The following is a 19,775-nucleotide window of genomic DNA, read 5'->3' as shown; positions in this document are numbered from 1 at the left end:
TGCTTTGATGGATTCCGTTCCAATGCCATGCGACAAGATGCGTCAGAGCCCCCTCATCAGGGGCAACAAGCATAATGTGGCGTCATTGGAACGCTATTGGATAACGGCGCGAGGCCGTCTCCCCCAGTGTCGAAGTCTACCATTAATCAAGAGGATCTGGGATTGCCCGACATTATCCTGCTGAATAAACCTTTCCGGGTCTTGAGCCAATTCACAGATCGGGATGGCGATCCACCAAGGCAGACACTTGCTAATATTCTATCTGCCCCGGGCTTTCGTGTGGCTGGACGACTTGATTACGATTCAGAGGGATTGGCCCTGCTCACTAACGATGGCAGGCTTCAGCAACAAATTGCCAATCCAAAATTCAAATACTGGAAAACCTACTGGGTGCAAGTAGAGGGCACCCCCACAACCGAGGCCCTAGGGCAATTGGCAGCAGGCCTAAATCTAAAGGATGGACGGACAAAGCCCGCAAGAGTAAAAAGCATTGCACCCCCGAGGCTTTGGGACAGGGCACCCCCTGTCCGCTTTCGAGCGCACATTCCTGACGCCTGGTTAGAGATCTCCATTCAGGAGGGCCGCAATCGGCAAGTCCGAAGAATGACTGCAGCGGTCGGCTTGCCCACCTTGCGGCTAGTGCGCATCAGTATTGGAGACTGGCGGCTCGGTGATTTGGAGCCCGGACAATACTTAACCCAATCTACAGGTCGTAAGCTGTGAACGAGCGATGGCGCCCTAACGTAACCGTTGCCGCCGTTGTGGTGAAGGACGGCGAATATCTAATGGTTGAAGAACAGCCTGCGGACGCGCAAAGCCCTGTGCTGAATCAACCCGCGGGACATTTAGAGCCGGGGGAATCGCTACTGGAAGCGGTGCGCCGCGAGGTGCTCGAAGAGACTCGGTGGGAGGTCGAAGTCACCGGATTTCTTGGCGTGGCGCTATTGAGAGCCAAGAACGGCACTACCTATTTGCGGCACACTTTTCTTTGTCGTGCGGTGTTTGAGCATAGCGATCGGGACCTTGATAACGGTATCATTGCTGCTCACTGGATGGGCTTTGATAAAATTCAGAGCCTTGTCTCAATCCACAGAAGTCACCTTGTGCTTGAAGTGCTGCATCAACACCGAGACGGTCAATGTGCACCACTTTCACTCATTACAGAACCCTGATGTTATGAACAATACCAGCGCAAACACCGTCATTGTTGGCATGTCCGGCGGGGTAGACTCTTCAGTGGCAGCCTTGTTACTCCGTGATCAGGGGTATCACGTTGAGGGGCTGTTCATGAAAAACTGGGAGGAAGATGACGGCACCGAGTATTGCACGGCAAAAGAAGATCTCGCTGACGCTGAAGCGGTCGCGGCATCGTTGGGGATTAAATTACACAGCGCGAACTTTGCTGCAGAATACTGGGATGGCGTCTTTGAGCATTTTCTAACGGAATACCAAAACGGGCGGACACCTAATCCCGACATCCTCTGTAATCGAGAGATAAAATTCCGTGCCTTCCTCGATTACGCCACGGAGCTGGGAGCCGACTTTATTGCGACCGGACATTACGTGCAACGTGATGACACTAAGGAGCGAACCGCATTGCTCAAGGGGTTAGATAATGACAAAGATCAAAGCTACTTTTTGCATCAAGTAGGACACAGAGAATTGTCGCGCAGCTTGTTTCCTGTTGGAGGACTTGCCAAACCTGAAGTTCGAAAAATTGCCGAGCAGGCGGGGCTCACTACGGCTCGTAAAAAAGATTCAACGGGCATCTGCTTTATCGGTGAAAGGCGCTTTAAAGACTTTCTACAACAGTATTTACCTGCGCAGCCTGGCGTGATCGAGGATGTGGATGGGCTTGTGCTCGGTGAACATCAAGGCTTGATGTACCACACTATTGGACAACGGCAAGGCTTGGGTATTGGTGGTCTGGCCGATCGCAATCATTCACCCTGGTACGTTGTTGGCAAAAACCTCGATCGCAATGTTTTAGTCATTGCTCAAGGAAACGACCACCCCAAATTATTTAAGCGTACTCTGCATACAGAGAACCTTTTCTGGATTTCCGGTGAAGCGCCTGTTTTCCCGCTGCATTGCTCTGCTAAGGTTCGATATAGGCAACCCGATCAGGACTGCGTCGTTACCAAAGACGACGGCGGTTTCCTTGTGGAGTTTGATCGACCGCAACGCGCCATCACCCCAGGGCAATCGGTCGTTTTCTATGATGGAGACGCGTGTCTCGGTGGCGGTATTATCGAGAACGCGCTATGACTGCAGCCCATCAATTTAGAGAGCAGACCCTTGCACTTGCAGGTGTTGCCCAAGCCGCCAGAATTGTAGACCAGCTATCACGTACAGGAACCTATCCCGTCGAATATTTAGAGGCGTCGTTACATTCGCTTTTTAGCTTTGATGTCGATGAGGTTGAAGGCGTTTTTGGGAATATTCAGGGCGTCAAATTGGGGTTGCAAAATTTGGCGGCCGGACTTGCTCCCGACAATGACGAAACCGTAAGCACCATGATGCGGTACTTTTTGTCGATCCTGCATCTAGAGGCGAAGTTTTCCTCCCGCCCTGACTTGCAGGAGGTTGTTCACAACCGTCTACAACACTCGAGCTATAAGGCCGCGCACTTCAGCTCTCAAGCCAAAGAAATCTGTCACAGTGTTGCAGCCGTCTACTCTGATACCTTAAGCACTCTGTCATTTCGAATAAAGATCTCAGGCAGTGCACAACACCTGCAAAACGAGGGCAATGCAGAAGTGATTCGCGCCCTACTCCTCGCCGGAGTAAGGTCTGCCTTTCTATGGCGTCAATTGGGCGGGCGCCGATGGAAATTAACGTTTCAACGCGGGCGTGTGCGAGCAATGGCGCTGGAGTTGTGCCGAGAGGCGGGTATCCGCTAGAGACCACAAACATTAAGACTGATGAATAGGTAGCGATATAATGGAACTGGATGCACTTACAGCGATTTCGCCCATTGATGGGCGATACGGCAATAAGTTGATGCCTCTGCGTAGCATCTTTAGTGAATATGGGCTTATTGCTAGGCGCGTACACGTTGAAGTGCGTTGGTTACAGTGTTTAGCCGCTAACGAAGCTATCCCCGAGGTGCCACCTCTGAGCGCAACCGCCTCACAATTTCTCGATAACCTTTTGAACAGCTTTGGTCCTGACGAAGCGGCATTGATCAAAGAAATCGAGGCCACAACCAACCATGACGTCAAAGCCGTCGAATACTTTCTGAAGGACGCTGTAGCAGGCGAGCCTGAGTTGGCCGCGATTAGCGAGTTTATTCATTTTGCCTGCACCTCAGAAGACATCAATAACTTGGCCCACGGCCTGATGCTTCGGGATGGCCTGGCGGTTCTGCTCACCCCTATGCGAGAAATTATTAGTGCACTCTCCGATCTTGCCGAGCAACAGGCTGAACAACCTATGTTGTCGCGCACCCACGGTCAGACCGCTAGCCCGACAACGTTGGGAAAGGAGCTGGCCAATGTTGTTGCACGGCTACAGCGGCAACTTCAGCAATTAGAGGAAGTGACTCCTTTGGGCAAGATCAATGGTGCAGTGGGTAACTACAACGCCCACATAGCCACCTATCCCGACATCGACTGGCCGAGCGTTGCTCAGCACTTTGTTGAAGCACTGGGTTTGCTTTGGAATCCTTACACCACTCAGATCGAGCCTCACGATTACATGGCTGAGATTTTCGACACCATGATGCGTTTCAACACCATATTGATCGATTTCAACCGAGATATCTGGAGTTACATTGCCCTAGGTTATTTTAAACAGCGCACTGTCGCTGGTGAAGTCGGGTCATCCACCATGCCCCATAAGGTAAACCCAATCGATTTTGAAAATTCTGAGGGCAATCTAGGGCTCGCTAATGCCTTGCTTTCTCATCTATCTCAAAAGCTCCCTATAAGTCGCTGGCAACGAGACCTTACGGACAGCACGGTGCTACGTAATATGGGCGTCGGATGCGCTTATGAGCTCCTAGCCTATCAAAGCTGTTTAAAGGGTATTGGTAAGCTTCAAGTGAATACCGCACGAATTGAAGAAGACCTGAATGACAGCTGGGAGGTTCTCGCTGAGCCGATTCAAACGGTCATGCGCCGCTACGGTATTGCAGAGCCCTATGAAAAGCTAAAGGCCCTTACCCGGGGACAAGCGATAACCCCTGCCGTCTTGGCAACTTTTATCGACTCCCTCGATTTGCCCTCTGAGGCTAAGGCATCTTTGCGGGCCATGACACCTGCTAGCTACACGGGTAACGCAGCGTGGCAGGCGCAAAATATTCGAAATCCTTGACGGAGTGAATTGAGCGTGTCTGAGCCACTACTGACCTTTCAATTCGATGAAAAAGCGTTTCTAGAATACTACTGGCAACGCAGGCCTTTACTCATGAAAGCGGCACTTCCCAGCTGGCAGTCGCCGCTCACTCCAGAGGAGCTGGCTGGCTTAGCTTTAGAAGACGACGCCGATAGCCGCATGATCGGCAAATCAAAATCTGGCTGGGCGTTAAAGCGAGGCCCGTTGAACACCACTGATTTTCAACGCTCCGATGATTGGACGCTACTCGTCAATGGTGTGGATCAGTGGGTGCCCGAGGTTGCGGCACTGAAAGAATGTTTGCGTTTCTTACCCCAGTGGCGTTTTGACGATGTCATGGTCAGTTACGCTGTTTCCAATGGCGGCGTTGGACCGCATTTTGATCGGTACGATGTTTTTTTAGTTCAGGGTACTGGACGCAGGAAATGGCGGCTTGGGGATTGGTGTGATGAAACCACCCCTCGAATCAATCATGAAGACCTCAATTTGTTGCAGAACTTTGATACGTCTGAAGAGTATGTTCTTGAGGCCGGGGATGTGCTCTATGTTCCTCCAGGTCTGGCGCATTGGGGAATCGCTGAAACACCCTGCATGACCTATTCTCTCGGGTTTCGGGCTCCAGCCATTGCGACACTGCTTGCCCGTTGGACCGACAAAGCCCTAGAACGAATAGACCCCGACCTGCTGTTAGAGGATCGCGCTTCAGTGGTCGAGACACCTGCGCCAGGAGAAATCACTCACGCACACTGGAACAACGCTAGGGAAGCGATAGAAAACACCCTGAGCGCCTTAGATGACGGCTCATGGCTGGGTGAGATTGTCACCGAGCACGGCGAATGCGCCCCTCCCCCGCGCAAGGACGCAAAAGCATTGTGCCTACACACAGGCGCACGGGTTGCCTGGCATGCTATCGAGGGGCAGTGTTGCGTTTATGCGAATGGAGAGATGCTGTCTGTCCCTAGCTCTGCACAGCCCATTCTTGAGCGAATTTGTAGTGGAGACCGAATAACCCCAGCTGAAATCCAGTCAGTAGACTCAGAATTTTTGAGTTTTTTAGCCATGAGTGGCGTGCTTGTGGAAGCTAGTTGAAGGTTTAAAAATTCGCGAGGCTAATGTGGCAAACCCAATACACCAGAAAGGTTCTGCACGGAGCGCGCAAGATAAGGCCATCACGCAGGAGTTGCCGAACGTGTTAGCTGAAAGCTCTGAGAACCTATCAAGCATAATGACGTCGGCATGCCGATCAATCGATATCGCTAGCCCTGCTCTCGAGCCCGCGCTGTTCGACAAGGACGAGGTCGTTTCGGCCATAGTGGAGCTGGCTCGCAAAGGCAGGAATCCGCGGATTAGACTGCTTATTGCCAACGACAATCCCAGTAACCTTGAGCGACATCGGCTTGTAGCATTGACGCGGCGCCTAACCTCTGCGGTTTCACTGCGTGTTTTATCGAGCCATCCTGAGTGGCACCATCAAACCATCGTAATCAGAGATCAGCGACAGGTGTTGCTTCTTTTGCAAGGACAGCGAGAGCAAAAAGTACTCGATAATCCCCATAGCGTTACTCGCTGGGTTGATGTGTTTGATCGTCTTTGGCATGCGAGCGAACAGAGTTCGGAGTTGAAAAACCATTACTAGGGTTTACGCGGGGGCGCACACAGCCCATTAGAAATCCTTGGCAAGCCGAAGCCCTTAAACCGCTTCTCTTTAGACGATGATTCCGACTAAATTGCCCTGAAAGACCGGTTCATAAACCTTCAAACGATCGCACCCACCGCCCAAATGAGCGCCGGTTCCAAGATCGAATGCCATGTTGTGCCAGGGGCAAGTGATAACCCCTTCCTTTACAGACCCTTTTTCCAGCGGGAATTCGCGGTGGGGACAGCGGCTTTGCACCACAAAAACTTCACCGCGTTCTTGAACCATCAGCACCTCAAGGTGATCAACTCTCAGTGTCTTGCGGTATCCGTCATGCAGATTGATGAGCCGGTCTAAACGTAAAAATGCCATTGGCGAAGGGTACGCCGGATGTTCGTTCTAGGGTAGAGGCAATTGGGTTCAAAAAACGCAATGATTAAAGCTCGAACCCGCCCGGATCTAGGGCAGTGCAGCCGCATCAACAAGCGCCGCAAGGATACAGTGCCAGCGAGGGAGTTTTTATCGGACCGAGTCGATTTTTCTAGGGGAAGACTGAACCTAAGCGCCGCTTAAAATCCGCGACCTGAGTGCTGTTGCTGAAATTACCGAGGATAAAACGAGTCCTGATCCGCTCTGTGCTTTACCATGATCAAGAAAACGAAAGCAGCACCGACCATAGTGGTGTTCCATCTTAGTGAGCAAACCTCTAGTGAGGTGCGACGGGCAAACTGCATGAAAGAGTCAATAAAACTAAAACTCCCCACCCTGCTCAACGACTCTCCTATCGTCATTCAATGCCACGATACGCCAGATGCCGATGCGATAGCTTCTGGTTTTGCGCTGTACGACTATTTTTTATCAAAGGGGAAGTCAGTCACCTTGGTTTATAGCGGTCCCAATACGATTGATAAGCCGAATTTGCTCTTAATGATAAATGCACTAGATATTCCCCTCCAACAGGTTGCTCACGAGCATAACGAGGGGTTGCTGATTACAGTGGACTGTCAGTTTGGTGCTGGCAATGTCAGTCCCCTGCGGGGCACACCGGACAACGTGGTTATCATTGACCATCACCGCCAAGAGATATTTGATATCCCTCGCTCTGAAATCCACCCGAAGCTGGGATGTTGCGCGACCCTGGTGTGGACGCTTTTAAGCGAGGATAAAAGTTATGCGATTCCCGCAAATGTCGAGACCGCCTTGTATTATGGCTTGCTCACAGACACCAACAACCTGTCTGAAATTGGGCATCCTTCTGATAAGGACATGCTTGATTCACTAGCGCCAGATCTCTCACTCATTAATCGAATGAAGAGCGCTAACATTACGTTAGCGGATATGGAGACCGCAGGGCTCGCGCTGTTACGCACAAGCCACAATGCCGCATTTAACTATTCAGTGACCGCCGTCAAACCTTGTGACCCGAACATTCTGGGTTTTATTAGTGACCTGGCGATTCAAGTTGACGCCGTATCAAGTTGCGTCGTCTTTAATACAATTAACCAAGGCATTAAATTCTCGGTACGCAGCTGTATTCAGGATGTCATGGCCAATGAAATGGCGGCCTTTATCGCTGCTGATGTTGGGTCAGGTGGGGGCCATGTCAGTAAGGCTGGAGGATTTATAGCGGAATCAGCCCTGCGCCTTAAAGAGCCCACCCTTAGTGCTGAGGCCTTTTTGCTTAAGCGCGTGCATCAGTATTTTACGGGTTTCGATATTATCAACAGCCGCAGCCACAATCTGGATACTGAGGCTATGTCCAGATATCAGAAGAGACCTGTCACGCTAGGTTATGTGCCAACGCTAGCCCTTGCAGAATCGGGTAGTGAGATTCGAGTGCGCACTCTCGAGGGCGATGTGAATATCCTCGCCTCAGACGACGTGTACATCATGATCGGAATTCAGGGTGAGGTTTACCCTATTGAACGGGCTGTATTCGACGCTAGCTATGACACCACAGACGCCCCTATAACCCTTATCGCAGAATACATACCTCGGGTTTATTTAAACGCGTCCGAGCAAAATTTTGAGATTCTTGAGCGGGCCATGGGCTGCATTGCCAACTCACGTGTCTGTGTTCTGGCAACGCCTACAGAGAAGCCCACAAAAGTGTTCACCAAATGGCACGACGCCGGTTACTTCGCAGGCCAACCCGGTGACTATTTAGTTATGAAGGAGAGCGACCCCAACGATGTCTACCTTGTCAAAGGCGACATTTTTGACCGACTTTACGAAGCCTGCTGATCAGTAGGGGACGCCAGCACATCGGGCCTTTCGTTCATTCGTCCAACTGCTGGGTAAGATATTGACCAACGGCGGCAGTCGGAAACGGTCCAAAATGCCCAGGATGCCAATGCCGAATTCCCTCCAGCGCCATAATCTCGGCAATTCTGCGTTGATTTTCTTCGAGGTCACACATAAAAAAGTGCGTGGCCGGCACCTCAGGTCGCAAAACACCTCCCCGAATTAAATCACCCACAAAGGCATGGGAACCGATGGTGATAACCATTGACCCGGGCGTATGGCCTGAGTGCGGTATGACTGTTCCAGTCATACCAAATTCGGCAAGATCAACGGTGCCCCCGGTTGCACTAATCTCTCGATCCAATTGAAAGGCCGGATACTGCTTGCCCTTGAGCGTCATGTGCAGCAGCTTGGCAGTTATTGAGGTGGGGCATAGGTCAACATCCCCCGCAGCTTCGATCATGGGTGTATCACCGCCTCCACCAATGATTTGAATTCCATAGCGCTCTTGGAAAAAAGCTGCTGTGCCTGCATGGTCAATGTGTCCGTGGGTCAAGATCGCAAAGTCAATGGTTGCGGGATCGATACCCGATTCCCGCATGAGGGCCTCATAGCGCATTTCATCCCCGGGATTCCCAGCGTCGATCATGAGGCGGTGACCATTCTCTTCCACGACGTAGACGTTTGCGGAGGCCACGTCGAACCGTACAATTCGGCGGTCTTTCGAGTCCTCGACGACTACGGCTTTGTCCTCTGAACACCCGAGGCAGAGTCCGGCGAGCATCACCAGAGGTAAAAGTTTTAAACCGTTAAGCAGTCTCAATTTTTGACATCCTTATGCAAGCAGTTTGACCTGCGGCTAAACAGAGCAGGCTGATAGGCGGCATTCCCATGATTACTCCCGGGGGCCAATCCCCCACGGGGTAATGTTGCGGCTGCCGTTCGCACAGCGCGCTGAACGCTCATGAGAGCTGACTGATGCGCATGACCTCCATGGCCGCAGCCAGGGGTGTAATCACAGAATTCTGCACCTGTTGCTCAAGGTCCGGCAGCGCTGCCCGTACACCAGAATGACGGCTTAACCCCATCCTTAGCAGTTCATCGACCAGTTGCTGCATCCATGCCAAGTTTTGATGTGAGCGTTTTTTCTCGATGCCTTGATACGGCTCAGCCTGCGTACGAAACTCGTTAATGAGCGTCCAAATGTCATCTACACCTTCATTGTTGAGGGCGGAGCAGCTCAAAACTTTTGGTTGCCAGCTGGTGGGGTGTTTGAGTAATGACATGGCGCTCGCATAATGCTGGCGCGTCATTCGCGCAGTCGCAGCACTATCGCCGTCGGCTTTGTTAATGACGATCGTATCTGCGAGTTCGAGGATGCCTTTTTTGATGCCCTGTAATTCATCACCACCACCCGGAAGCATCAACAATAGAAAAAAATCGACCATACCAGCTACTTGGTGCTCCGACTGGCCGACACCAACGGTCTCCACAATGATGACGTCATAACCAGCGGCCTCGCAAAGCAACATCGACTCTCGTGTTTTTAGTGCTACTCCCCCTAAAGCGCTGCCGGCAGGCGAGGGCCTGATGTAGGCATTGTCCTCGCGGGACAAGGCTTCCATCCGAGTTTTATCCCCCAGTATTGATCCGCCGGCGAGAGGTGAACTTGGGTCGACGGCTAACACCGCAACACGATGTCCCTGACGCACCAGGTGAAGGCCAAAGGCTTCGATGAAGGTTGATTTACCCACCCCCGGCACTCCGGTGATACCGATTCGAATGCTATTGCCAGTTTGAGGTAGCAGTGAATTCAGTAAGCGTTGGCTCGATTCGCGATCGTCCTCGCGCTGACTTTCAACCAGCGTTATGGCCTTTGCTAAAGCTCGGCGCTGTCCCGCAAGGATCCCAGCGACATCAATGCCTCTTGGCTTTGATGTCATCTGGGTTTTTGCGCGTTAACAGCGTCCAAAACAGCTCTGGCGGCCTCTGGTATTGGCGTACCAGGGCCAAAAATGAGCTCAACCCCCTGTTCCCTGAGAAAAGCGTAATCTTGCTGGGGTATGACACCGCCCGCAATGACAACAATGTCTTCCGCTCCTTGTGCGCGCAAGGCTTCGATCAGCTGAGGCACCAGTGTTTTATGACCTGCAGCAAGACTTGATGCCCCCACTGCATGCACATCATTTTCTATGGCTTGTCGAGCAACTTCTTCCGGAGTTGCAAACATAGGAGACAAATCGACGTCAAAACCGACATCCGCAAACGCCGTGGCTATGACTTTAGCGCCGCGATCATGACCGTCTTGTCCCATTTTTGCGACTAACATTCTAGGTCGGCGTCCGTGCTGCTCAATGAAGCTGTCGATGTCTGAGATAATGGCTCTCCAGTCGCTGTCATCAGCGTACGCTGCCCCATAAACACCTGAAACTGTTTGCGCTTGCGCCACGAAACGCCCGTATACCGTTTCTAGTGCATCTGAAATTTCACCCACCGTGGCACGCCTTCGTTTTGCCTCGATTGTAAGCTCTAGCAGGTTACCTTCCCCCGACTTGGCCGCCTCGGTCAAGGCCTCGAGGGATGCCATTACCGCCGCGTCATCTCGAGACGCTTTTATCGCGGCAAGACGACTCAGCTGAGCATCACGTACCTGCCCATCATCAATTTCTAGGACATCAATTTCGTCCTTGGCGTCATTTTGATACTTGTTCACGCCAACAATGACGTCCTCACCACGATCAATCCGGGCCTGCTTGCTTGCCGCGGCCTCTTCAATGCGCAGCTTGGGCACGCCGCTTTCTATGGCTTTCGCCATGCCGCCTAAGTCGTCGATTTCTGCGATCAGCTCTCGACCCTTGTCCGCCATCTCTGCAGTGAGCGCTTCCATCATGTAGGAGCCTCCCCAGGGGTCGACAACCTGCCCTATTCCGGTCTCCTCCTGCAGTATAAGCTGCGTGTTGCGCGCAATGCGGGCTGCAAACTCAGAAGGCAGCGCAATAGCCTCGTCGAGCGCGTTGGTGTGCAGTGACTGGGTGCCCCCAAAAACCGCCGCCATGGCCTCAACGGTCGTTCTAACAATGTTGTTATAAGGGTCTTGCTCAGTCAGCGACCAGCCCGACGTCTGGCTGTGGGTTCGCAACATTGAGCTCTTGGGATTTTGGGGTTCAAACTCCGCGACAATCTCGGCCCACAACAGACGAGCAGCCCGCATCTTGGCGATCTCCATATAGAAGTCCATGCCTACGCCCCAGAAAAACGACAGGCGCGGAGCAAAGTCGTCAATGTTGAGCCCGGCAGCTAGCGCGGTTCGAATATATTCTTTGCCATCTGCCAAGGTGTAGGCCATCTCAAGTGCTGCATTCGCCCCTGCTTCCTGCATGTGATAGCCGGAAATGGAAATGGTGTTGAATCGGGGCATGCTCCTTGAACAGTGAGCAATGATGTCGCCAATGATTCGCATGCTCGGCGCGGGGGGATAGATGTAGGTATTTCGAACCATAAACTCTTTGAGTATGTCATTTTGGATAGTTCCCGAGAGCTGGTCTTGAGGAACTCCCTGCTCTTCGGCAGCCACTATGTACCCTGCCAGTACCGGCAACACAGCGCCGTTCATGGTCATAGATACCGAGACCTGATCCAAAGGTATGCCATCAAAAAGGATCTTCATGTCCTCGACAGAATCGACGGCCACACCCGCCTTACCCACATCCCCCGTTACACGTGGATGGTCAGAGTCATAGCCACGGTGAGTTGCCAAATCAAAAGCGACTGACACACCTTGGCCACCACCCGCTAGGGCGCGACGGTAAAACGCATTGGATTCCTCTGCCGTAGAAAAACCCGCGTATTGCCTGATCGTCCATCGGCGTCCTGCATACATGGTTGCCATCGGACCACGAATATAAGGGGAGATGCCCGGCAAGGTGTCGGTAAGCGGCAGGTCTTTTAGGTCTGCTGCGGTATACAGGGTTTTTAGTGGAATTCCCTCGGGGGTTTGCCAGGTAAAGTCGTCTGGACCCAGCCCCTTGCTCTGTTTCGCAACAAGCTGCGACCAAGTCTCGAGATTCGCCTTTTCGGGATCGTAAATTTTACTCATGCTTCGTCCCCTGCTGGATCACTACCAGGCTGGCTGAGTTCAATAAGAACACCGTCACAGCTCTTTGGGTGAATAAAGATAACCCTTGCACCGTGTGCTCCCGGAGATGGTTCATCGCTAAGAAACTGGTACCCCTTGTCTTTGAGGCGCGCTACGTCGGCGTCAATATCATCGGATCTAAAGCAAAGGTGGTGTATACCGCCACCGCGTTTTTCTAGGTACTTAGCTATCGGCCCCGCGCCATCTAATGGGTGTACCAGCTCAATATGAGTAGGCGGTAAGCTAAAAAACGCCGTCTTAGTTTGTGCCGCTAAAACGTCATCAGTACCGTCAAAGCTGAGGCCGAAATCCCCCATAAAGCGCTCGATCGCGGCATTGAGGTCGGGAACAGCAATAGCGATATGGTCAAGACTGGTAATCAAAGCGGCACTCCAATTTAAAGAAACATTTTCATGAGCTCGCGGGTGTGTTTCTTGCGACGCTCTGCTACAACATGTTCAGGCTCGATCTCAACTTTCTCATCAGGTGTTACCTTAAACAAAGGCTGACCTTTGCTAATAATGACGCCGTCGCCCTCGATCAGAACCTCATCAACAACCCCTGCAAAGGGCGCGTAAACTTTGTTGAACATTTTCATGACTTCGACAATGTAGACAGGCTCGCCGGCTTCAAAATGATCCCCAGCTTGCACATAAAGCGGCGCATCAGGAGCTTCGCGGCCGTAAAACATGCCGCCACTGACCGCAACAATTTCATTGGATTTTGCGACTGGCGGGGGCGCGAGCACCTTCGCCATTTTGGCTTGATGTGTTTCATCCAACAGGCGATCCGGAATGGCGATGCTAAGGTCTGTATTTACACCCAGCTCATAAAACCCGGTAAACCGCGCCATAGCGGGGAGCAGCTCCAATATTTCCATACCCGCCTGGAAACCACGATGCGCAGCGACAATCGCTGACCATTCGTCGGTACTCTTTCCTTCACATTCCGAGGCGTTGAGCAGCGAGGTTAAATCGTGCCAATTCTCTACCCCCAGCTGTTGACCCAAATCGCGATAAAAATCCTCAGCTTCAGACAAGGTTTTATGGTCATGATCCCAAATGACATGGGCCGCGGCGGCCCCCACCGACCAGTCCATTTTTAAAAAATGATAGGTATCCGATAGGAGATCGATTGGATTTTCCGCCCAGCTAATATGATCACCGTCGCGCTGAAAAGCGCCCCCGTTGACGCTGAGCCAGCCGGACAACAAGTGCGGCGAATCTAAAAGCAGCTTGATTGGGCGCAACAATAGCGACTGTTTGCTTTGCAAGACGTCTTGCAAAGCCGCCTGATGCTCTTGTGAGGCTTCGCCGATTCGTTGCCTGCATAACAACGTCCATGCTGCTTCGATATCAACGCGCTGCGCTTCCTTTGCCAATTCCCCAACCGCCGTAAGGTAAGGCACGATAAATTTCGTGGTGGGACGAGCGTTAATTTCATTCCCCAGAAACCAGTTGACCAAACCATAATGAAAACTAAGGTTGGTGTTGAGATCAGGCCCTCGCATCGTTGTCTGGCGTAGGACCTCAGCCATATTTTGGTAGCAAGAGTTTCGGTTCTCCCCAACCGTTAACAGCAGAGCAATGTTGGAGTCGTACGCCCCTGCTAGGGTGTAATCCATGAACACGTCAGTGTCGGGGTTGTGCAGGCTGATTCCCTGATCATCACGAATCTCACCATCAATAGCGTCTGACCAATGTTGAATTTGACCGCCTGCACTGGGTTGGAGTGCATCGTTTGTTGCGTTAAGTCGTGCTTCTACGCTGTCAGCATATCGGGCGACCCGGCTTGGTTTAGGTAGTCGAGGGCCGTGAGCAGCAAGTAAGACCATGGCCTCAACCAGCGAATTGACCACGAAGGCATCGTTGGGATCCTCTGGATTCTCAAATCGCATGGCATAGCAGAGTTCACTGACCCGGTGTTCAACTTGAATGCGGGTATTCATCTCCATGAAAAAATGCCGATCCCGATCCACGATACACTCAAACGTTGAAACCGAGTCTAGACCAACCGCTGAGCCAAAGAGCGCCGCCTCAGCCTCCATCGTATCGAGGGTTTCAAGATCTTGTCTCAAGACTGCTGTCGCCTCCGTTTGGTGAGCACGCTCAGCGGCCTCCGCAGCTTGAATTAGGCTCTCACGGGTGACTGACACCTCCAACAATTTTTGCTCGTGCATTTGTAGTGAACAGTCTCTGCCGCCCAAAGTGATGCACCAATCGCCATTTCCGATGACCTGAATTTCCTGATGTCGTGTGGTCTCAATATTGAGCTCTACCAAAACGTTTTTATTGTCACCGACCCCGGTAGTTTTCACTTCGGCGAGAATTTCCCGAACCAGCTCTGGGGTTCGTTCTGCCTCACCTAGGGCAACGATTCTTTGACCTTTGCCACCACCTCCGCCTATCGCCTTGAGACGCACTCGATTCTTGGGGTATTGCGCATTGATTTTACGCACCGCATCAGTGAGTGTTTCTGAGAGCTCTTCAACGGTATAAAGGTCAACGCCCTTTTTATAGCCCGCGGTAAGAATGATATCGGCGAGCGTCTCTAGTGCCTCAGTATCAAAGGCTGACGCAGGAACGTTCAGGCCCTCAGCCTCCGCTAACGCTTGCAGAGCTCCTTTGTCGGGATACTTTTTCAACAGCGTGAGCGCCGTGCCATTGTCAATGCCGGGCGTTACTGAGACACCAGCCTTCAGCGCCGTTCTTTTGGCCTCGTCTTTTAAGCCGGCGTCATGAACGGTTCTCGAACAGGGGCCGATAAAGTTGAGCCCAGCATCTTCCATTGCCGCGACCATTGTTTCGTCTTCTGCCATGAAGCCGTAGCCCGCGAACACGGCGTTGTAGTCACCGCTCTTTGCAATTGCAATAATATCAGCGATGCGCTGAAGACGTTCCTCTTTGCTGGCGCCGGTGTAATCCGGGACACGGTGAATACGACTGGAGTCCGTGAGCACTCTGAGCTCAGGAGCAAGGGCTCTCGGATACACAATCGAATCTTTTTCTGACAGCAATATTCCGAAATGGTGAATGCCCATTTCAGAAAAAACGTCAATGGCCTCCTTCCGAATTGGACCTCGGCAAATAATCAGCGGACGCATCCCGCTGCAATCGAAACGCTGAATCCACGCGGAATCACTGTTCCCCAATTGCCGATCTTGGTGAACCAATGGGTTGCTGAGATAGTGTTCGTTAGACACGCTTAGGCTTCCTGTGACCGTTATCAATGGAATTCGCGTTGCACATCTTGCAGCGCCGAGGGTTCGTAATGCCGTAGGCAAAAAGACAAATGATCTGTAAGTACCTGCCTTAGATCTGCGGGCATAACGATCTGCGACACGGAGCCCAGGCTTAATGCCTCTTCAGGGTTCATGATTTCGCGCTCGTAGCGTGACGCTAGCTCAGCTTCTTCGGCACGGACCCAGGAATCGACCAAATCTTGGGCAGCCGCCTGAGCTTCGTCATCGCTGAGCCCCTGTTGGCTTTGTGCTGTTTTCTCAGCCTCAATACGAGCGGCGGCCTCACCACGAATTTTCCGCAGCTCATCTTTATAAACATACTCCACACCCGCAGGTCCCATAACGGCAACGCGAGTCGTCGGTAAGGCCACGACAAAATCCGCCCCGGTCGGATAGTTGTTGTAGGACGCGTAAGCCCCACCAAAGGCATTACGAACCAGAACCAGAAATCGTGGCGTTCGCAAATCAACAATCGCGTCGAGCATTGCTCGCCCAGCTTGGACAATACCCCGATGCTCCTGTTCACGACCGGGAAGAAAGCCCGTGGTGTCCTCTAAAAACATCACGGGAATGTTGTAGAGGTTGCAAAATCGAATGAATCGCGCGTTTTTGTAGGCGGCGTCAATATCAATTTGCCCCGAGGCGACCGCCGAGTTATTGGCCACAAAGCCGACCACGTTTCCTGCCATCCGTCCAAATGCGGTAATCGTATTTCGGGCGCGTTCAGCCTGCACCTCAAGGAAGTCACCGTGATCACAAAGCTGTTGGATCAAAATTGTAATGTCGACCGGTGTATTGAAGCCGGTTGGTGAGTTAAATGCCTTGCGCAAAAGAATATCGATATCAACGGTAGAACGCGCCGCTGGATCAGTTGTGGGTTTGAATTGAGGCGCTGCAGCACTTGAGTCAGGAATGTATTTTAAAATCTCCCGTACCTTTTGCAGTGCCGACACCTCATCGTCTACAACAAAATCGGTGACACCCGTTTGACTGTGAACATTTGGCCCGCCTAACTCTTCGGGGGTGATGTCCTCACCAAGCACAGATTTAACCACCCCAGGTCCGGTCAACCCAAAAAACGTATCCTTAGGTTGAATAAGAAAACTGCCCTGGCGCGGAAGATAGCTGCCTCCCCCGGCGTTGAAACCAAACATACACATAATGCTGGGGACGACCCCACTAACCTTTCTCAAAGCCGTAAACGCATCGGCATAACCATCGAGACCCCCAACCCCAGCAGGAATGTATGCGCCTGCAGAGTCGTTGAGGCCAATTAAGGGGATACCGCGTTTGGCAGCCAACTCAAAAAGTCGGGCCAATTTTTTGCCATTCGTCGCATCCATCGAACCCGCGCGCACGGTGAAATCGTGCCCGTAAATGGCAACATCACGACCATCGATCTGGATGATCGCTGTAACTAGGGAGGCCCCGTCGAGATTTGGTCCCCAATTCTGATAGAGAACTTGTGGCGCAGAGTCTGCCAAATACTGGACCCGCTCCCACACGGTCATTCGATTCTTCAGATGCTGACGCTGAATGCTGCGTTGACCAGCCGCCTCGTAGGGCCGCCTTTGCAGCTCTTTGCCCCGCTCAAGAGTTTGCTCGTAGCGTTCAATGCTGGCGGCTTTAATGGCCTCATTGCGCCGAAGTGGATTGATTAGCGTCGCGTGGGGTATCTCTATGATCCCAACGTCTGTAGGGTTCTCCCGCTTGCCTTTATCGGTCATGGAAATTCTATATCCTGATGGTTTGTTGGCGCGGCTAAGCTACAGTGGGATCCCGCAGGGCACCCGATGTGTGGCGCTCCGAAAGCGCGCGCTCGTAACTTACGTTTAAGAGCAGTATTGTGTCAATTTGTTGGGAAAGGGTCATCAAAATCCTTGAAAATTCGTAGTACACATTGCCATCCAATACCCTATTCGGATGATGTAACCGTCTGGAGTCGTCGTTTTGCCGACTTAGATGGCTTCGCGATGCTCGACAGTCGTAAACGCGACACCGACAGCGGTCGCTACGACATCGTCACTGCACTGCCAGATCGATACTTTGACGTTGCTGATTTCGGCGGCAATGCCGCCGATTGGATGGGCGCTATCGAAGCAGACCTCGACGCAAGCCCTCCTGGTACCTCACGTATCGCCATTGGCTTTATTGATTTCGAAACAGCCTCCACAGGGGCGCTTGGGGTATTCGGGGAGCCCTTAAAACCAGCTTCTGTCGCAATATACTCTTGGTATGTGCTGCAGGATCATTTCGAGCAGCGCGCCTGGCTTGTCAAGGATCCAAGCCTCACGGCAGAAATTGACGCGGTTCTAACAAAAAGGCTTCAAAGCGACGCTCAAGATGTAAACCTTAAATATGTTATAGAACATAGGTTTACCCCAGATATCTCGCGCGAAAAATACGAAGAGATGGTGGGCTCAGTAAGGTCCCTAATTGCCGCAGGTGATTGCTATCAGGCCAACATCGCGCAGCGTTTTCAGTGTCGCTATCGCGGATCAGAATATGGCATTTACGAAAAATTAAGGGATGTCGCCCCCGGCGATTACGCTGCCTTTCTCAAGCTGGGAACAAATCACGCGGTGATCTCACAGTCCCCCGAGCGATTTTTAAGCGTCGATGCCGGCTACATCCGCTCCCAGCCAATCAAAGGCACCCGCCCCCGCTTCTCGGATCCTGTCCAAGATAAGGCCTCCGCAAACGCCCTGTTGAGCTCCGTTAAAGATCGTGCGGAAAACATAATGATCGTAGATTTGCTCCGTAATGATCTAGGTAAAATCTGCCAAACGGGCACCGTTGAGGTCACGGAACTTTGCGAGCTATACAGCTACGACAATGTCCACCATCTAGTAAGTCGAATCGAGGGCAGACTTAAAACGGAAGTTCGGCCGGGGGCAGCATTAATCGCCGCCTCTCCAGGAGGCTCTATTACTGGTGCGCCCAAGAAGCGTTCGGTAGAGATTATAAAATCTCTCGAAGACAAGCCTAGGGGTGTTTATTGCGGGAGTGTTTTTGCCATGACCGCTGATGGGTGGCTGGAATCCAGTATCGCAATTAGAACCCTAGAGGCTATTGATGGTGTGCTGTATTGCTGGGGCGGTGGTGGAATCACGTGGGACTCAGTACCCGAAGACGAGTACGCGGAGACCTTGGACAAGGTCTCTAGCTTTATGCGCGCTCTGGACTCTTAATAGGTTGGCAGTTCAATGTGACTGTATAACGCTTCTCGTTCGACAGGGTTTGACCTAGAGAGGGCTTCCACCACGATATCCCGTGTTAAGTGCGGAGCTAGGGCTAAGATAAAGTCGTACATGTAGCCGCGCAAAAATGATCCCTTGCGGAAAGCAAGGCTGGTCACACTACTGGCAAAAAGATGGTCGACGTTGAGTTTAACCAGGTCATTATCGAGAGTTTCATCATGGGCAAGACCCGCAATGATACCGATCCCCAAACCAAGTCTTACGTAGGTCTTGATAACATCTGAGTCAACTGCCGTAAAAACAACCCGCGGTACTAGGCCTCGACTTTTAAATGCATCATCAAGCTTTGATCGGCCTGTAAACCCAAAGGTGTAGGTAACTATCGGGTTCTCTGCCACTGCCTCGAGGGTTAAGTGTTCCACCTGTGTCAGCGGATGCCCTTTCGGCACCACAATACAACGATTCCAGCGATAACAAGGCAGGAGCACTAGACTACTAAATTGCTGCAGTGCCTCGGTCGCAATCGCAAAATCCACGCTGCCTTCAGCGGCCATCTCTGCGATCTGGGGTGGAGTGCCCTGCTGCATCTGTAGCGACACATTAGGGTAGCCCGTCATGAAATCTTTGATGATGGGCGGCAATACATAACGCGCCTGCGTGTGCGTGGTTGCTATCGACAGAGTGCCACTTGTTTCGTCTGAGAATTCCTGCGCTACGCGTTTGATGGCATCTGATTTCCTCAGCATTTCTCCCGCCAGTTCGAGGATGACCTCTCCGGCCGGCGTGATGTGCGTCAGATGTTTGCCACTGCGCGCGAAAATTTCGACGCCGAGTTCATCTTCCAGCAAGCGTATTTGTTTGCTGATGCCCGGCTGAGAAGTAAACAGGCTCTGTGCGGTCGCAGAAACATTGAGGTCGTGATGAGCGACCTCCCAGATATAGCGCAATTGTTGCAGTTTCAAATTATCACCCCGAACTCGG

At 52.0% G+C, this 19,775-nt stretch carries 17 protein-coding genes; 9 read left to right on the top strand and 8 right to left on the bottom strand.

Going from position 1 to position 19,775, the window contains the following annotated elements; all coding sequences use genetic code 11:
- The first annotated feature begins 162 nt into the window (after positions 1-162).
- The 7 genes from ACMAY6_RS07710 (at position 163) to ACMAY6_RS07680 (ending at position 5,974) form a co-directional block, all read left to right on the top strand.
- Positions 163-723 carry a pseudouridine synthase gene (locus tag ACMAY6_RS07710; protein ID WP_435215973.1) on the top strand — a complete coding sequence of 187 codons (561 nt, stop codon included), beginning with the start codon at positions 163-165 and terminating at the stop codon, positions 721-723.
- A complete protein-coding gene (locus ACMAY6_RS07705) occupies positions 720-1,172 on the top strand; it encodes an NUDIX domain-containing protein (RefSeq protein ID WP_435215893.1) in 453 nt (150 codons plus the stop codon). Before ACMAY6_RS07710 ends, ACMAY6_RS07705 begins: the two co-directional genes overlap by 4 nt.
- Before the next feature lie 4 nt (positions 1,173-1,176).
- On the top strand, positions 1,177-2,268 hold the full coding sequence (gene mnmA / locus ACMAY6_RS07700) for a tRNA 2-thiouridine(34) synthase MnmA (protein ID WP_435215891.1): 1,092 nt from the start codon (positions 1,177-1,179) through the stop codon (positions 2,266-2,268).
- Complete coding sequence (hflD, locus tag ACMAY6_RS07695) at positions 2,265-2,903, top strand: high frequency lysogenization protein HflD (protein ID WP_435215889.1); 639 nt, start codon at positions 2,265-2,267, stop codon at positions 2,901-2,903. The genes mnmA and hflD overlap by 4 nt, the downstream gene beginning before the upstream one ends.
- A gap of 40 nt (positions 2,904-2,943) precedes the next feature.
- On the top strand, positions 2,944-4,317 hold the full coding sequence (gene purB, locus ACMAY6_RS07690) for an adenylosuccinate lyase (RefSeq protein ID WP_435215887.1): 1,374 nt from the start codon (positions 2,944-2,946) through the stop codon (positions 4,315-4,317).
- A 15-nt stretch (positions 4,318-4,332) separates the two neighbouring features.
- The gene (locus tag ACMAY6_RS07685) at positions 4,333-5,427 is read left to right on the top strand and encodes a cupin domain-containing protein (RefSeq protein ID WP_435215885.1); all 1,095 of its coding nucleotides are present in this window, start codon (positions 4,333-4,335) and stop codon (positions 5,425-5,427) included.
- A gap of 100 nt (positions 5,428-5,527) precedes the next feature.
- Positions 5,528-5,974, top strand: a complete 447-nt coding sequence (locus ACMAY6_RS07680) for a hypothetical protein (RefSeq protein WP_435215883.1) — start codon at positions 5,528-5,530, stop codon at positions 5,972-5,974.
- A 69-nt stretch (positions 5,975-6,043) separates the two neighbouring features.
- Here ACMAY6_RS07680 and ACMAY6_RS07675 read toward each other — a convergent pair whose 3' ends face one another.
- The gene (locus ACMAY6_RS07675) at positions 6,044-6,346 is read right to left on the bottom strand and encodes a Rieske (2Fe-2S) protein (protein WP_435215881.1); all 303 of its coding nucleotides are present in this window, start codon (positions 6,344-6,346) and stop codon (positions 6,044-6,046) included.
- Between the two features lie 360 nt (positions 6,347-6,706).
- Here ACMAY6_RS07675 and ACMAY6_RS07670 point away from each other — a divergent pair, with 360 nt between their 5' ends.
- Positions 6,707-8,218: a DHH family phosphoesterase gene (locus ACMAY6_RS07670; RefSeq protein ID WP_435215879.1), complete on the top strand. Its 1,512-nt coding sequence runs from the start codon at positions 6,707-6,709 to the stop codon at positions 8,216-8,218.
- Between the two features lie 34 nt (positions 8,219-8,252).
- Here the strand turns inward: ACMAY6_RS07670 and ACMAY6_RS07665 are convergent, their stop codons facing one another.
- From ACMAY6_RS07665 to ACMAY6_RS07640, 6 genes are all read right to left on the bottom strand, one after another.
- Positions 8,253-9,041 (bottom strand): MBL fold metallo-hydrolase, encoded by a 789-nt coding sequence (locus tag ACMAY6_RS07665; protein WP_435215877.1) that lies wholly within the window; start codon positions 9,039-9,041, stop codon positions 8,253-8,255.
- A gap of 139 nt (positions 9,042-9,180) precedes the next feature.
- Positions 9,181-10,161, bottom strand: coding sequence for a methylmalonyl Co-A mutase-associated GTPase MeaB (gene meaB, locus ACMAY6_RS07660; protein ID WP_435215875.1), 981 nt, complete (start codon positions 10,159-10,161; stop codon positions 9,181-9,183).
- A complete protein-coding gene (gene scpA / locus ACMAY6_RS07655) occupies positions 10,158-12,314 on the bottom strand; it encodes a methylmalonyl-CoA mutase (RefSeq protein WP_435215873.1) in 2,157 nt (718 codons plus the stop codon). The genes meaB and scpA overlap by 4 nt, the downstream gene beginning before the upstream one ends.
- On the bottom strand, positions 12,311-12,736 hold the full coding sequence (gene mce, locus ACMAY6_RS07650; protein ID WP_435215871.1) for a methylmalonyl-CoA epimerase: 426 nt from the start codon (positions 12,734-12,736) through the stop codon (positions 12,311-12,313). Before mce ends, scpA begins: the two co-directional genes overlap by 4 nt.
- Before the next feature lie 14 nt (positions 12,737-12,750).
- A complete protein-coding gene (locus ACMAY6_RS07645) occupies positions 12,751-15,555 on the bottom strand; it encodes a biotin/lipoyl-containing protein (protein WP_435215869.1) in 2,805 nt (934 codons plus the stop codon).
- Positions 15,556-15,578: 23 nt separating this feature from the next.
- Positions 15,579-17,321: an acyl-CoA carboxylase subunit beta gene (locus ACMAY6_RS07640; RefSeq protein WP_435215867.1), complete on the bottom strand. Its 1,743-nt coding sequence runs from the start codon at positions 17,319-17,321 to the stop codon at positions 15,579-15,581.
- Positions 17,322-17,474: 153 nt separating this feature from the next.
- Here ACMAY6_RS07640 and ACMAY6_RS07635 point away from each other — a divergent pair, with 153 nt between their 5' ends.
- A complete protein-coding gene (locus tag ACMAY6_RS07635; protein WP_435215865.1) occupies positions 17,475-18,785 on the top strand; it encodes an anthranilate synthase component I family protein in 1,311 nt (436 codons plus the stop codon).
- Here ACMAY6_RS07635 and cysB read toward each other — a convergent pair.
- Positions 18,782-19,756 (bottom strand): HTH-type transcriptional regulator CysB, encoded by a 975-nt coding sequence (gene cysB / locus ACMAY6_RS07630; RefSeq protein WP_435215863.1) that lies wholly within the window; start codon positions 19,754-19,756, stop codon positions 18,782-18,784. The genes ACMAY6_RS07635 and cysB overlap by 4 nt on opposite strands.
- Between the last annotated feature and the right edge of the window lie 19 nt (positions 19,757-19,775).

Source organism: Luminiphilus sp. nBUS_16 (assembly GCF_051201645.1).
Lineage (GTDB): Bacteria > Pseudomonadota > Gammaproteobacteria > Pseudomonadales > Halieaceae > Luminiphilus.
The sequence above is the reverse complement of the archived record's forward strand: the minus strand, read 5'-3'. Positions and strand labels throughout refer to the sequence as shown.

Coding starts and splice junctions, on each gene's coding strand:
- meaB (WP_435215875.1), bottom strand. CDS start 10,161: ATGACATCAAAGCCAAGAGGCATTGATGTCGCTGGGATCCTTGCGGGA.
- ACMAY6_RS07670 (WP_435215879.1), top strand. CDS start 6,707: ATGAAAGAGTCAATAAAACTAAAACTCCCCACCCTGCTCAACGACTCT.
- purB (WP_435215887.1), top strand. CDS start 2,944: ATGGAACTGGATGCACTTACAGCGATTTCGCCCATTGATGGGCGATAC.
- hflD (WP_435215889.1), top strand. CDS start 2,265: ATGACTGCAGCCCATCAATTTAGAGAGCAGACCCTTGCACTTGCAGGT.
- ACMAY6_RS07640 (WP_435215867.1), bottom strand. CDS start 17,321: ATGACCGATAAAGGCAAGCGGGAGAACCCTACAGACGTTGGGATCATA.
- scpA (WP_435215873.1), bottom strand. CDS start 12,314: ATGAGTAAAATTTACGATCCCGAAAAGGCGAATCTCGAGACTTGGTCG.
- ACMAY6_RS07675 (WP_435215881.1), bottom strand. CDS start 6,346: ATGGCATTTTTACGTTTAGACCGGCTCATCAATCTGCATGACGGATAC.
- mnmA (WP_435215891.1), top strand. CDS start 1,177: ATGAACAATACCAGCGCAAACACCGTCATTGTTGGCATGTCCGGCGGG.